Origin of the sequence: Arthrobacter sp. A2-55 (assembly GCF_025548615.1) — a bacterium.
GTDB lineage: Bacteria > Actinomycetota > Actinomycetes > Actinomycetales > Micrococcaceae > Specibacter > Specibacter silviterrae.
In genome coordinates, this window is record NZ_JAJLOZ010000001.1 from 103,296 (window position 1) to 115,975 (window position 12,680).

General features: G+C 66.8%; 12 protein-coding genes. 3 read left to right on the top strand and 9 right to left on the bottom strand.

Annotated elements, in window-relative coordinates; all coding sequences use genetic code 11:
• Positions 1-268 precede the first annotated feature (268 nt).
• Both LPN03_RS00465 and LPN03_RS00470 read left to right on the top strand, forming a co-directional pair.
• Positions 269-1,201 carry a LysR family transcriptional regulator gene (locus tag LPN03_RS00465; RefSeq protein ID WP_262452394.1) on the top strand — a complete coding sequence of 311 codons (933 nt, stop codon included), beginning with the start codon at positions 269-271 and terminating at the stop codon, positions 1,199-1,201.
• Positions 1,198-1,644, top strand: coding sequence for an SRPBCC family protein (locus LPN03_RS00470; protein WP_262452395.1), 447 nt, complete (start codon positions 1,198-1,200; stop codon positions 1,642-1,644). The genes LPN03_RS00465 and LPN03_RS00470 overlap by 4 nt, the downstream gene beginning before the upstream one ends.
• Before the next feature lie 9 nt (positions 1,645-1,653).
• Here LPN03_RS00470 and LPN03_RS00475 read toward each other — a convergent pair whose 3' ends face one another.
• The 9 genes from LPN03_RS00475 to LPN03_RS00515 form a co-directional block, all read right to left on the bottom strand.
• Positions 1,654-3,231 carry an HNH endonuclease gene (locus LPN03_RS00475; RefSeq protein WP_262452396.1) on the bottom strand — a complete coding sequence of 526 codons (1,578 nt, stop codon included), beginning with the start codon at positions 3,229-3,231 and terminating at the stop codon, positions 1,654-1,656.
• Positions 3,232-3,487: 256 nt separating this feature from the next.
• On the bottom strand, positions 3,488-5,803 hold the full coding sequence (metE, locus tag LPN03_RS00480) for a 5-methyltetrahydropteroyltriglutamate--homocysteine S-methyltransferase (RefSeq protein WP_165180558.1): 2,316 nt from the start codon (positions 5,801-5,803) through the stop codon (positions 3,488-3,490).
• 54 nt (positions 5,804-5,857) lie between these two features.
• Positions 5,858-6,826, bottom strand: coding sequence for a methylenetetrahydrofolate reductase (locus tag LPN03_RS00485; protein WP_165180557.1), 969 nt, complete (start codon positions 6,824-6,826; stop codon positions 5,858-5,860).
• Positions 6,827-7,175: 349 nt separating this feature from the next.
• Positions 7,176-7,892, bottom strand: coding sequence for a hypothetical protein (locus tag LPN03_RS00490; protein ID WP_165180556.1), 717 nt, complete (start codon positions 7,890-7,892; stop codon positions 7,176-7,178).
• Positions 7,889-8,896: a vWA domain-containing protein gene (locus LPN03_RS00495; protein ID WP_262452399.1), complete on the bottom strand. Its 1,008-nt coding sequence runs from the start codon at positions 8,894-8,896 to the stop codon at positions 7,889-7,891. The genes LPN03_RS00490 and LPN03_RS00495 overlap by 4 nt, the downstream gene beginning before the upstream one ends.
• A complete protein-coding gene (locus tag LPN03_RS00500; protein WP_262452400.1) occupies positions 8,893-9,876 on the bottom strand; it encodes a vWA domain-containing protein in 984 nt (327 codons plus the stop codon). The genes LPN03_RS00495 and LPN03_RS00500 overlap by 4 nt, the downstream gene beginning before the upstream one ends.
• A complete protein-coding gene (locus LPN03_RS00505; protein WP_262452401.1) occupies positions 9,867-10,379 on the bottom strand; it encodes a hypothetical protein in 513 nt (170 codons plus the stop codon). Before LPN03_RS00505 ends, LPN03_RS00500 begins: the two co-directional genes overlap by 10 nt.
• A 4-nt stretch (positions 10,380-10,383) precedes the next feature.
• Positions 10,384-11,268 carry a DUF58 domain-containing protein gene (locus tag LPN03_RS00510; protein WP_262452402.1) on the bottom strand — a complete coding sequence of 295 codons (885 nt, stop codon included), beginning with the start codon at positions 11,266-11,268 and terminating at the stop codon, positions 10,384-10,386.
• A gap of 51 nt (positions 11,269-11,319) precedes the next feature.
• Positions 11,320-12,327, bottom strand: a complete 1,008-nt coding sequence (locus LPN03_RS00515) for an AAA family ATPase (protein ID WP_262452403.1) — start codon at positions 12,325-12,327, stop codon at positions 11,320-11,322.
• Positions 12,328-12,471: 144 nt separating this feature from the next.
• On the opposite strand from LPN03_RS00515, the gene LPN03_RS00520 reads away from it, so the two are divergent.
• A complete protein-coding gene (locus LPN03_RS00520; protein ID WP_165180550.1) occupies positions 12,472-12,669 on the top strand; it encodes a hypothetical protein in 198 nt (65 codons plus the stop codon).
• Positions 12,670-12,680 lie beyond the last annotated feature (11 nt).

Genomic DNA, 12,680 nt, shown 5'->3' on the forward strand with positions numbered 1-12,680 from the left:
ATGTCATTTTATGCACCGGTAGTCCACAGCCTGCGGAGATTAAATGCGCAGAAATCCAGGGCTTAAGCCACCTCTGTCCACAGGCTGTGGAGGAGTTAACCACTTAATTTTGAACGGCGTGTCGGCCGGCCCCGGCGTGTCGCGGCATGGACCATTGGGAGGCGCGCGAAGGGCCCGCGCGCCTCCCAATGCTTTCACCCGGCGCACGCGGCATATGCTTGCTGGACGAGCCGGTGCGGCGGGACCTCGGTGCGACAAGGAGCATGCAGTGATCAATCCGATCCACCTCAAGACCCTGATGGAGGTGGTCCGCCGCGGCTCCTTTGCCGCAGCGGCCACCGCCCTGGGATATACGGCGTCGGCCGTTTCACAGCAAATGTCAGCCCTGGAGCGCGACGCCGGCGTGACCTTGTTCCACCGTTCAGCACGCAGCGTGCTTCCCACGGACGCCGCCATGGTGATGAGCAGGCACGCTGCCAAGGTCCTGACGGACATTGACGCCCTGCTGGCAGCCAGCACACGCACGGAACACGGCACCAGCCAGGAACTGCGGCTGGGCATTTTCCCCTCGCTGGCAACCTATGTCCTCCCCCGGTTGATGCGCAGCGCCGATTGGCCCGCACTGGGAATCAACCTTCATGTCTCCGTCGGTGAACCGCAACAGACCATTTCAGGGCTGCGCATTGGCGGCGAGCTGGATGTGGCCCTGGTCTACCAGGTGGGCCAGTCCGGCCTGGCCTGGCCGCACACCGTCAATCGCCAGTGGGTGGGCGACGACAACTTCAGGGTGGTCCTGCCCAAGTCGTGGGGGATCCGCCCCGGGGCGAAAATTGCTGCCGCCCAGCTGTCCGACATGCCCTGGATCATGCACCACCCGGGCACCAGCGACGCCACCGTCATCGAACGGCTGTTTGCAAGCTGCAACCTCCACCCCCGGGTTGCCGCCTACAGTGACGACTTCAATGCCAGCCTCCAGCTGGCCTCTGTTGGTTTGGGAGCCGCACTGGTCCCGGAGCTGGCACTGACGCACCGCCCGGAAGGCGTGGTGGTGCTGGACGTGCCGGAAATTCGCCTGGCCCGCAATATCTTTGCCCTGCTGCTCAACGACAGGCGCACAGCCCGGATTGAAGTGTTCATGGACAAGCTGTCCGGGATTTTGGGAGAAACCACCCATTCCAGTTCCCTGGACTCACCCTCATGAGCGTCCATTTCCGCGTCGAAACCAACTCCGACCTGCCGCCGGAGCTCCTGTTCCGCCGGTCGTTGAGCGTCGACGAACATGTCGCCTCCATGGCAGCCTCCGGCGAGCGCGCCGTGGGCGGGGTGACAGCCGGCCAGATCGCGGCGGGCCAGACGGTCACATGGAAGGCCCGCCATTTCTGTGTCCGTTTCAGCATGACGTCGCTGGTGACCGAGGTGGACCATCCACGGCGATTTATGGATCACCAGGTCAAGGGACCTTTCTCGTCTTTTCACCACATCCACACCTTCATGCCCTCAGCCGCCGGGACCCTGATGGTCGATGAAATTGCGTTTGCAGCGCCATGTGGAATGCTCGGGCGGATCGCGGAACGATTGTTCCTGGCGCGCTACCTGCGCCGGCTCATCATTCGGCGCAATGAATTTCTCTGCCGCCCCCGGTAGTGGAAGCGGCTACCCGGGCCTTGGCCCGTCGGCTGAAGAACCTGGACCGTCCGATGCGCCGCGCGAGGGCAGCACCGTCCGTCGGGCCCTCCCCGGCAGGACCGGGCGGGATGCATTGTAGGTATGTCCCGTCGGGGTCCGGATCACGGTGCCGGGGCGGCCGTCGGGACCCTGAACGGCCTCGCTGCTCCACCCGGGCACTTCCTTGGCGAGGTTACAGCGCTGGCAGAGTCCCTGCCCGTTGCCAATGGAGGTGGGCCCACCCGAAATGAAGGACTTGACGTGGTCATAATCCCTAATGGGTGCGCCACACCATGGGTTGGCGCAAAGCTGGTCCTGGTCGAACAGGAACCGCTTCATTGTGTCGGGGAAGAGCCTGCTTCTGGAATCCATCGACATGAGCGCGTTGGATTCCGGGTGGGTGTACAGCCGCCTCAACCATACCTGCGCCTGTCCTGCGGTGTTGGTGAGCAGCTCTCGACCCGCGGGGGCCGGGATGGGACTGAAACCTGTGAGAACGGCGGGCTCGGCGGCGCCGTCAAACAGCGCCCTGTCCGTCATGATGAGGTCCAGGTGGATGTCAGCTTCCGCCGCCGTGAGGCAGCCGACGGCGTCGGAATCCGCATCTGCACACGGCAGGTGGGTGCGCAGCCGGTGTGTGAGCACATCCGCCATCAATTGCCCCTTGGTGCGCTTGTCCCCGGCGCTCCGCGCAGATTCGGCCACGACGGTCAGCGACTTCAGGACGGCAACACCGTGTTTGAGGGGCAGCAGCGCCCTCAGCTCTGCCATCCCGTCCGCCACGGGCTTGAGCCCGACGTGGCGTTCCGACTCCGCTTTGCGCAGCCGCTTGGTGAAGGCTTCACTGTCCAACTCGTACGCCATGTGCTTGACGGCGGCGTCAAGTTCCTTGTCCCCCATGCCTTCAAGGGTGTCGGGGTCACCGGAAATTGCCTGATCAACAGCCGCCCGCTGTTCACGGGTGAGGAATTCCGTGCCCGACTCAATGATTGCAGCCCGGCGCTCCGTTAGAACACCGTTCGAACACGCCTCAAGCGTTAGCGGCATTTCCCTGACTATCCGCGTGGCCGAGGCCATGTGCCGCCCGGCAGTCCACTGTGACTCGCGGCGTGCCAGCGCCACGGCCAGCACGGTTCCCCTGCCCAGGGCACTCCCCCGCACTCCGGCCTGCACCTGACGAGTGCGCTCGACAACTTCGAACAGGACCTCGGCCTTGGCCTGGGCTGCAGTAGCAGCGTTCTTGACATTTTCCAGCTCCCGTATGGCGTCGATGAGAGCCGCACCCGCCGCCTGGACGACGTCCCGGACCCGTCCGTCCACGGCCACGGGATCCCCTGGACGTGCGCCGGAGGCCAGTTCGGCGGCCTCGGCGAATTGCTGCTCGGCGAGATCCAGCAGGGTGGTTCCCAGTGCATTCACCACACCGGATAGAAAGGACTTGGCCTGTACGGAAACGTCTTCCGCCGAACGGGCCAACGGCCAGCCGTCAGCTGCAAATTCCCCAGGGGCGGCGGGGGCGGCGCCGGGCACCCCACCCCCGCCGCCTTCCTGCAACCACTCAGGCATCGCCACGTCCCGCACCTCCTCCCAGCACCTTGCCGGAACTAGCCACGGTTGGCAGCCGTCCCGCTTCTTCCCCCATCCTTGCCGCCCTCGGCAGCAGCCAAAAGCCCCATGCCCCACAATGTGCACAACCGCCACCCCGGCTCCCCGTGTGGAGGGACCTTCACCACTTAAAAGCACGACGGCGGCGCCCGTCCCTCCAGGGAGAGTCGGGTGCCGCCGTCGTGCTTCAGGCCGCAAAGCCGCGAAGCCGCAATGCCTACACGAGCTGTGCGCGCACTTCCTTGGTCGCGGCGACCAGGTTCCGCAGGGACTCTTCGGTCTCGGCGTAGCCGCGGGTCTTCAGGCCGCAGTCGGGGTTGACCCAGAGCTGGCGGGCCGGCACGTGCTGGACGGCCGTGCCCAGCAGCTCGGTCACCTCGGCCTGGCCGGGGATGCGCGGGCTGTGGATGTCGTAGACGCCCGGGCCCACGCCGCGGCCAAAGCCGTGCGTTTCCAGGTCGTTGACAACCTCCATGCGGGAGCGCGCGGCCTCGATGGAGGTGACGTCGGCATCCAGTCCGTCGATGGCGTCAATGATGACGCCGAATTCGGAGTAGCACAGGTGGGTGTGGATCTGCGTGCCGTCGCCGGCGCCCGCCGTGGCAAGGCGGAACGAATTCACGGACCAGTCCAGGTAGGCGGGCTGGTCGGCACGGCGCAGAGGCAGCAGTTCGCGCAGGGCCGGCTCGTCCACCTGGATGATCTTGATGCCTGCGGCTTCCAGGTCGGCAATTTCATCGCGCAACGCCAGGGCCACCTGGTTTGCCGTGTCTCCCAGGGGCTGGTCGTCGCGGACAAAGCTCCAGGCCAAGATCGTGACCGGGCCGGTCAGCATGCCCTTCATGGGCTTCTGCGTCAGCGACTGCGCAAATTCGGCCCATTCCACGGTGATGGCCTTCTCCCGGGTGACGTCGCCCCACAGGATGGAGGGGCGGGTGCAGCGGCTGCCATAGGACTGGACCCAGCCGTGGACGGTGACGTCGAAGCCTTCCAGGTTCTCGGCAAAGTACTGGACCATGTCGTTGCGCTCGGGCTCGCCGTGGACCAGCACGTCAAAATCGAGTTCCTCCTGCAACTCCACCACGCGCTTGATTTCGTCCTTCATCAGCTGCGAGTATTCCTCGCCCGTGATGGCACCCTTGTTGGCCCGGGCCCGTGCGCTGCGGATTTCGCTGGTCTGGGGGAAGGAGCCGATGGTGGTGGTGGGCAGGGGCGGCAGGTGGAGTGCCTGTTCCTGGGCCGCCTCGCGGACTGCGTAGGCTGAGCGGTTGAAGTCCGCCGTGGTCAATGCGGCCAGCCGGGCACGCACCTCGGGGCGCTTGACGCCGGCAGCTGCGGCCCGGGAGGCAATGACGGCAGTCGCCTCGGCAATCGCGGACGCGGACGACGCCGGGTCCCCCAGGTAGGCGGCCAGCGTCACCACTTCGGTGGCCTTCTGGTCGGCAAAAGCCAGCCAGCTGCGCAGTTCCGCGGGAAGCTGGGCTTCCTCGGCAGCGTCGTGGGGAACGTGCTGGGTGGAGGTGGAGGTGGAGACTGTAACGTTCAGGCCGGCAGCCTTCAAAACGTCCAGGCGCGCGGCGGAAGCGGCCAGGTCGTTGCGCCAGATGTTGTGCCCGTCGACCACGCCGGCCACCACGGTCTTGCCGGCCAGCAGCGCCAGCTCGGCCGGGGAGGGCAGGGCACCCTTGAACGCGTCAATGTGGAGCGCCTCGATGGGGGCCTGCGCCAGCGTCGGCAGCAGCTCCGTGAGGGCGCCAAACGGCGTGGAGACCAGGATGGCGGGGCGCTCGCCGTCGGCCGCGAGCACGGAGTAGCTGCGGGCCACGGCGGCTTGGAGTTCGGCCGTGGGAATGTCCTGGTCGGCAACAAGCGCCGGCTCGTCCAGCTGGATCCAGGTGGCACCTGCGGCGGCCAGGCGTGAAAGCAGTTCCGCGTAGACGGGCAGCACGTCCTCGAGGCGGGAGAGCGGGTTGAAGCCGGCCGGCGCGTCGTCGGAGGCCTTGCTCAGCAGCAGGAACGTGACCGGGCCCACCAGATAGGGGCGCGTTTCAACACCGTTGGCCAGGGCATATTCAAACTGCTCCACAATGCGGTTGGAGGTGGCGGCGAAGTTGGTTTCCGGCCCAATTTCAGGCACCAGGTAGTGGTAGTTGGTGTCAAACCACTTGGTCATTTCCAGCGGCTGCACCTCGGCGGAGCCGCGGGCCAGGGTGAAGTAAGCGTTGAGGTCCAATTCACCGGCGGCGTTGCGCAGCGCACCGAAGCGGGCCGGTTCAGCTCCGAGGTGGGTAATGGCATCCAGCACCTGGTCATAGTAGGAAAACGTGCCAGGGACCGCTGCGGCGTCGGTGAGGCCAAGTTCCACCAGGCGGCGGGCGGTGCCAAGCTGGATTTCCTTCGCTGCGGCGTCCAGGGCGGCCTCGTCAATGCGGCCGGCCCAGAAGGATTCAACGGCCTTCTTCAGTTCGCGGCGGCGGCCGATGCGCGGGTAGCCAAGGAGGGATGCTGCGGGGAATGCGGGGGTGTTCGACATGGGATTCCTTAGGGTTTGTTTCTTGAAGAGTGGTTGCAATGACCAGGCCGGAGCCTAGGCCTGCACAAGTTGGGGGGACGGCGTACGCCGGGCCACGGCGGGCCGTCCGGGACGCAGCAGCTGCAGCTTGTCCAGGACCTCCAGCGCGGCGGCGTGTTCGTTGAAGGTGTACAGGTGGATTCCGGGTGCCCCGGCGTCCAGCGCCGCACGGGCCAGGTCCACCGTGGCTGCCACGCCGATGCGGCGCGAGGCGGCGGAGTCGTCCGCGCGCCCCAGGGCGTCCAGCAGGGCAGGGGCGGGCTCGACGCCGGTCAGCTCGCCCAGGCGCTGCACGCGCCGCAGGCTGGTCAGCGGCATGACGCCGGGGATGATGGGGATGCTGACCCCGGCCCTGCGTGCCCGTGCCACGAGGGACTTGTATTGGTCCGCATGGAAGAACACCTGGGTGATGGCGAAGTCGGCGCCGGAACGCTGCTTGGCCAGGAGCACTTCCACATCGTGCTCTATGGACGGTGATTCGGGGTGCTTGGCCGGGTAGGCGGCCACACCAATGGCCACCCTGCCCGCGCACAGCAGGGCCGAGCGGCGCTGTTCCACGCGGCGGACCAGTTCAATCAGGTCCTGCGCGTATGTGAGCGATCCCCGTTTCGGCGCACCGGATGCGTCCTTGGGGAGATCCCCACGCAGGGCCAGGATGCCGCGCACCCCGTGGTCCAGCAGCTCGGAGATGATTCCGGCCAGTTCCTCCGCCGTGTTGCCTACGCAAGTCAGGTGGGCCAGGGGGCGCAGGGTGGTTTCGGACAGCAGTCGGTGGAGCAGTTCCACGGCCGTGTCGCGGTTGCTGCCGCTGGCCCCGTAGGTGACGGAGACGTAGTCGGGATTGGTGGTTTCCAGCTCGCGGATGGTGGCCCACAGGGAGGCAGATGCCGTCTCGTTGCGTGGCGGAAACAATTCATAGGAAAGCGCGGTGGGCGCCGCTCCCCCGGAAAGCGGGGTCGGCTGCAGGGGTCTGGGTGGGGACATTTGCTGATCCTTGGCGATGGGTCGCCCCGCGCGTCGCGGGCAATGGTGCACCCGGCGGCAGGACAAGTTTTCTTGGAGGCGGCGATTGACACCCGCGGAGCCGTCAGGGACGGCCCAACGCTGGCGTTCCGCTGAGCAAATGTCAGGCCCACATGGGGGCACCCACACCCCCGAACAACGGAGGTCGCTGACACACGTTGAGGAACTAACGTGCTTCAAACTTTACGCATGCCCCCACACGACCGGCAAGCCGGCACCGAATTGAGACGCAAGTTTTACGGATTGTTTCAGTCGATTTGAATGACTGGCACGCTTTCTGCTGGCCGTGGCCGAATTAACGGCTGCCCGTTTACCAGGGCTTGTCGTACGACAGGGGCGGCGAGTCGGAGAAGGATTCCTTCAGCTTGCCGCTTTGGGAACGCTCCTGCTGGGCATTGCCGCTGCGGCTTTCGAGCTGGTCCAGCTTGCTTTGCGGCGGCGCCGAGGCGTCCGCCGGCTGCTGGCCTTTTCCGTCCTTGCCCCCATCCTTCGCCGTGGCAGACTTGCTTTGCTTCTCCGCCAGGCGATCGCCGGCCGCCTTCAGCTTCTCCCCCTCACCGGATTTGTTGCCTTCACCCTCTGGCGCAAAACAGCCGCGGGGCGCGTCCGTGACCACCTGGCTGCCCTGGCGGTAAAAGTCCACGGCCTGCAGAGTGTTCCCGGCCTTTGCGTTTTCGTCGCCAAGTTCTTCAAGTGTCAGCGCCAGGTTGACACGCACCTTGCATTCCTCCGGCCCCGGCCGCAATGTCAGGGCTTCGGCAAACTCGCTCCGGGCCGCGGCAAAGTTGCCGCCAAGCACGTGTCCGTCACCCAGCGCAAAGTGGGCCTTCCACGGCTCCACAAAGTTGGCCGTGTCCAGTCCCTGTGCAGCCCGGACCACAGCTGCGGAGCTGCCCGCGTCAAAAGACGAATTTGCCTGGCCGGCAAGGATGGGCAGACTCAGCAGCTTCCCGGCCATGGCAACGGCCAGGAGCAGGACGGGCGATGACCACAGGAGGAGGCGCCTGCGCCTCTGAGTTCGATTCATGCGGCACGCCCCCGCACACGGCCCAGCCTCGCGAGGGCCCGCACGGAGGCCAGCAGGCCGCCCAGTGCCACGCCAAAGCCTGCGAGCGCGGGCAGCCAATAAAGTTCCGTGCGCCCGGCACCCTGGCGGTCCTCAGTTCCCCCGTTGACGGCGGCAATGGCGGCCCGGGGCGCCGAATCGGCCAGTGCGGCGTCAATGCCGGCGGCCTTTTGCCGGTGTACATAGGGCACTCCCAGCTGGCCGGCAATGGCCTGCAGCGTCTTCTCGTCGATGACGGACAGTGCGGGTCGGCCGTCCCGGGTGGACCTGTCAGTGATGTAGTCCCCCGGCTTGTTGGTGCCAAAGGCGTAGTCCCGCATCTTTCCCCCGCTGCTGGTGCCATAGCCCAGCACGGCCCCGCCGTCGACCAGTTTCGTGCCGGCTGCAAAGGGTTCCGGCGGATTGGCTGACGTTTGTTCGCCGTCGCCCAGGTAGAAGACCAGCCGGGACCGTTCGGGATGGGCCTTGGCCGCCGCGGCCAGCCGTGTACCCAGCAGGGCGTTGGCGCCGGTCACGCTGCTGCCCTGGGACACGTACGCCGTTTGCGGGGAGAGGATGTCCGCCGCCGTGCGCAGGGCCGTGGCGTCCGTGGTGAGGGGCAGGACCACCTTGGCTGTGCTGTCGAAGGTGATGAGTGAGAACCGCGCCCCGGCCAGCCGGCCGGCAATGGCGTCGATGTCGCCCTTCATCCCGTCCAGCCGCAGCCTGTTGCCGTCGAAATCCTCGGCGCCGGCGCTGGGCGTGGTGTCGACCACGAAGAAGACGTTCAGCTCGGCGGCTGCCACGGGGGCGGAGGCACCTGGAATTCCGGGGCGGGCGGCGGCCGCCACCACAAGCAGCACCAGCGCGGCGTACCGCCAGCGTGCGGGTGTGCGCCGCCGGGCCAGGAGCGCCGCGGCAAAGCCGGCCAGGAGGGCTGCCGAAATCCAAAACAACCAGGGCGGCAATATGGGCTCAAGTGTCATGGACGCACCTTCCAGGCCGCCACGCCCATGCCCGCCAGGGCCAGCAGGCCCAAGCCCAGGGGCACGTCCGGCCGGTCCGCCACGGTCACCACGGCAGCGCCGTTGAGCCGTTTCGCCTCCGTGCCCTGCACAGCCGCCACAATCGACTTCACTGCGGCCGGGGAGGTGAGCGGAAAGTAGGCGCCGCCGGTCGTGGCGGACGCGTCCTTGAGCCCCTGGGCAACGGGGTCGGCGTAGGTGCCTTCGCTGTAGTCGTTGGGATTGAGGCTGTATATGCGCACCTTGGACGCCTTCGCTAATGCTGCGGCTTCCCCCAGGGTGAAGAGCGGCTTGCCGGCCAGCATGTTGTCAGTGGAAAGGACTATTGAGCGGGAGCGTTGTTGGCCGTCGCCCCCGGGGAAACCGGTCACACAGCTGGCCAGGCCGTCGCCAATCAGGGAGGACCCGGGCTGCTGGTACGTTCCGGCGAAGAAGTCAAAGTTGGTGGTGTCCTTGTTCATGGCCTTCTTGGCCGCCGCGAGCTGTTCGGCCACGAATTCGTAGTCGTCGGTCAGCGGAAACACCTGCACGGCGCTCGAGTCAAAGATCGTCAGGCCAATCCGCTCCCCCTTGAACCGGGTCACCAGCTCCGCGAACGCCCCCACAATAGCCTCGTCGGTGCCCACCATGGAGCCCGACACGTCCAGGCACAGGATGATGTCGCGGTTCACCTGCCCGGGAATGGTGGTGCTGGCGGACACCGGCCGGGCAGCCGCCATGAGCAGCGAGCCGGCCAGCAGCAGCACGCTCGCAACGCCCAGGGCAAGCCACCGCCGCTGTGCGGCCAGGGCCCGCTGGTACCGCGGCAGCGCCGTCAGCCGGTCCGCATGCGCCACCGGGACCGGGGCGCCGTCCCTTCCCGGCTTCCGCAGGGCAAGCACGACGGCGGCGGCGAGGGCGGCGATCCCCACGGGCAGCAGCCACCAGAATTTCAACTCCACGTGGCCACCGCATCCCTGGCCACCCGGGCAGCGAGTGCCACGTCCGTGCGTGCCGCCGGGCCGCCCTCGCCGCGGCCGGGGTCCGGTGGGGCGAATTCTGCGGGGTAAAACGTTTCCACGGCCCGGACCACGGACGGCAGCTGGTGCGCGCGCAGCTCCGCCAGGGTCATGCGCTGGGCCTTGAGGCCGGTCATGTCGTGGACAAAGGAACGGACGGCGGCACTGAGTTCCTGGTGCGTCTCCCGCAGTCCCCGTTCGCCGGCGTCGTGCTGGCGGACCAGGGTGTCGATCCGGGCCAGGTACCTGCCCTTGATGGTGGCGGCGTTTCGCGGCGGAACAAAGTGGGGCACGGCAGGGGTGTTCCCGGGCCGTGTGGACATCCACACCCACCCCAGCCAGCCGGCGCACAGCACCAGCAGGGCGGCGCCCAGCAGGGGCCACAGGATGGAATATCCGGCCGGCGCATAGAAGCCGCCCTGGGCCGCCACGGCTTCACTGTGCACGGCTTCACTGTGCACGGCGGTGCCTTTCCAGCAGGGCAAAGAGGCTTTGGACCACCTGTCCGGTGTGGCCGATCCTTGCCATGGCAATCCCCCGGGACACCAGCAGCCCGGTCAGCGCCTCGGCCCGCGCCGCCGCCGCCCGGGCATAGTCCCGCGCCAGTTCCGGATCCGCCGCCAGCGCGGTCAGCACCGGGCCCATCTCCGCCACGTCATAGCTGGCCCTGGCTGCTGCCTCCGCACCCGCCAGCTCGGCGTCGTCAATTTGAACCCACAGGATCTCGTGCTGGGCTGCCAGCCGGCGCATCACATTGGTGATGCGAACGTCAACGGCCACCTCGTCCGCGAGGACCACCAGCAACATCCGGCGCTTGAAGCGGGCCGCCGCATATTCCAGCTGCCCTGCCAGCCTGCTTTCACCGGCGCCCAGGGCCGCGGCCGCGTTCACCCGTCGCAGCAGCCCTTCCAGGTGCCCTTCGGTGCCCTGGGCCGGCAGGGCATGCGTGCCGCGGGAATCGCCGTGCACCAGCGCCACCTGGTCGCCGTGGTTCAACGCCAGCGAGCCAAGGACTCCCATGGCCATGACGGCAATGTCCTTCTTGGTCTCCCCGCCCCGTGCAATGGCGGCCATGTTGCGTCCGGTGTCCACCACAAAGAGGAGTTGCTGCCGGCGCGTGGCCTTGTGGCGCTTGACGAGGGGCGTCCCCACCCGGGCAGTTGCCTTCCAGTCAATGTCACGGACTTCATCGCCGGGGACATAGGCCCGCAGGTCCTCAAAATCCAGGCTCCGGCCATGAAATATGGACGCGTACTCGCCCTCGAGCAGGCCGCGGGCTTTGCGGTGCGCAAAGATGTACATCCTTGACTTCACCGATTTGAGAAGGGAGGGCACTGTTTCCTTGGGGACGCTGGCGGCAGGCTGCGGGACTGGCTGCGGGGCTGGCTATGGGGTCTGGACGGAGGCCACGATGGCATCAATGACGGTTTCCACTGGAATGTTTTCGGCCACAGCCTCAAAGCCCAGGATGATCCTGTGGCGCAGAACCCGCGCCGCCAGGGCCTTCACGTCTTCGGGGATGACGTGGTCGCGGCCCTGTAGCAGCGCCAGGGCGCGTGCGGCCTGTGTAAAGGCAATGCTGGCACGCGGGCTGGCGCCAAACTCGATGAGCGAGGCAAGCGCCGGGTCAATGTATTTTGCCGCGTGCCGGGTAACGTAGACCAGGCCCACGATGTAGTGCACCAGTGAGGGGTCCAGGTACACGCGCGTGGCTGTCCTTTGGAGCAGGCGCACATCATCCAGCCCGGCCACCGCGGTGGCGGTGGCCTCGGCGGAGTACACGCCGGCGTCGATGCGCCGGATCATTTCCGCCTCCTCCACGGGGCTCGGATAGTCCAGCACGTCCTTGAGCATGAACCTGTCCATCTGGGCCTCGGGAAGCTGGTAGGTGCCCTCCTGCTCAATCGGATTCTGGGTGGCCAGGACCAAAAACGGCGACGGCAGGGGATGGTTTTGCCCGCCGATGGTGGTTTGGCGTTCCTGCATCGCCTCCAGCATGGCCGACTGCGTCTTGGCGCTGGAACGGTTGATCTCATCAAGGAGCACGATGTTCGCATGGACCGGGCCCAGCTGGGTGACGAACGTGCCGTGGGCGGCGTCGTAGATCTGGGTGCCCACAATGTCGCTGGGCAGCAGGTCAGGCGTGCACTGGATCCGGTGGAAGGCGGCACTGATGGAGTCCGCCAGCGTCTGGGCCGCCGTCGTCTTCGCCAGGCCCGGCACTGACTCCAGCAGCACATGGCCCCCGGTCAGCAGGGACAGCAGGAGCGTCTCGCGGAGGCGCGCCTGGCCCACCACCTTCGCTTCAAAACTGCGGGAAATGCTGCCCGCAATTCTCTGCACCCGGTCCAGCTCGGAGGGGTCGATCCTGGATGACACACTAGCTTGCAACAATTCCTGTGGCCTTTCTTGCGGCGCGCCGGAGCACCACTGCGGCGACCCTTGCGCTCCAGTCCATCCAATTGCAGGCCCTGCCGCAATGGGCAGAACTTCCCATGGGCCCTGTCCACGCCGGGCAGGCAGCGCTAGTGTGTGTTCATGAAACAGTTACCGGAGGCATACGAGGCATACCTGGCGGGCAAGGACGACGACTTCATCGCCACCGTCAAGCCCATTCTGCAGCAGTCCGCAGCCGAGGGGGACCACGGGGTCAGGGTGGTGATCGATCCGCCCCTGTTGCAGGCCCACCTCGACAGCCACGTGCCGTTCGGCACGGTGGTCGAGGACGTGGACTAGCCCTGCCGGAC